This is a genomic window from Marinobacter sp. BW6, assembly GCF_008107725.1.
Classification (GTDB): Bacteria; Pseudomonadota; Gammaproteobacteria; order Pseudomonadales; family Oleiphilaceae; genus Marinobacter.
Genome location: NZ_VIRN01000055.1, coordinates 1 through 878, shown reverse-complemented (window position 1 = coordinate 878; position 878 = coordinate 1). Strand labels below are relative to the sequence as shown.

Sequence of the window (878 nt, the reverse complement as noted above, 5' to 3'; positions counted from 1 at the left end):
CGGGTCATCGCCTCGGCAGCACTGGAAACCCCCGCCTACGCCTTTGCGAGCGACGACCCCGACCTGACGTCGGCGGTCTTCGGTGTCATTGAACTGGACAAGAAGAAGTTCAAGGATTCCAAGTCCATCACCGTGGTCAACAAGTCCTCCAAGACCCAGACCTACAACGTGAAGTACATTCCTGCCACCGAGATCCCGGGTGCCACCTATTCGCTGAGCGACCGAAGCGTGACGCTCAAGGCGGGCAAGAGCACCAAGATCAAGGTCACCCTGGAAATCGACGCCAAGAAGTACGCAAAGACCATGGACCCGACCATGGACCGCACCCAGCTGGGCCTGCCGCGCGCCTGGGTGAGCGACGTTTCGGGCCGCGTGGAACTGACCAGTTCCACGGCTCCCACCCTGCGCGTTCCGGTTCACGCGGCGCCCAAGCTGGTCTCCGACATGAAGGTCGACGACTCGATCGAGTTCAAGAAGGGCGCCACCACCGCCAAGGTTGAACTCGAAGGCGACGACATCCGCGCGGGCAAGGGCGACACCCAGGTCGTTTCGCTGGTTTCGGCCTTCGAACTCGGCGCTTCGTCCCCGCGCCAGGGCAAGAGCCTTGACTCGACCCCGGGCGGCCGGGAGATGGACCTGCAGTACGTAGGTGCAGCTTCCACGGCCCCGACCACCGGCGTCGCAAACGGCCTGTTGAACTTCGGCATCAGTACCTGGGGCAACTGGGCACACCTTGCCGGCGGCACCGAAGTCGACATCGAAATCGACACCAACGGCGACGGCGTGGCCGACTTCCTGGTCTACAACACCACCGCCGACGGCGTGGACCTGGACTTCGTTGCAACGTACGACATGCGCACCTTCAAGCAGGTCGACAT

The 878-nt window shown here is 63.0% G+C and carries 1 protein-coding gene; it reads left to right on the top strand.

Annotation, left to right across the window (positions count from 1 at the left end; translation table 11 throughout):
* Positions 1-878, top strand: an 878-nt coding sequence (locus FMN52_RS19795) for a hypothetical protein (protein ID WP_205424907.1), incomplete at both ends; no start/stop codon positions are given.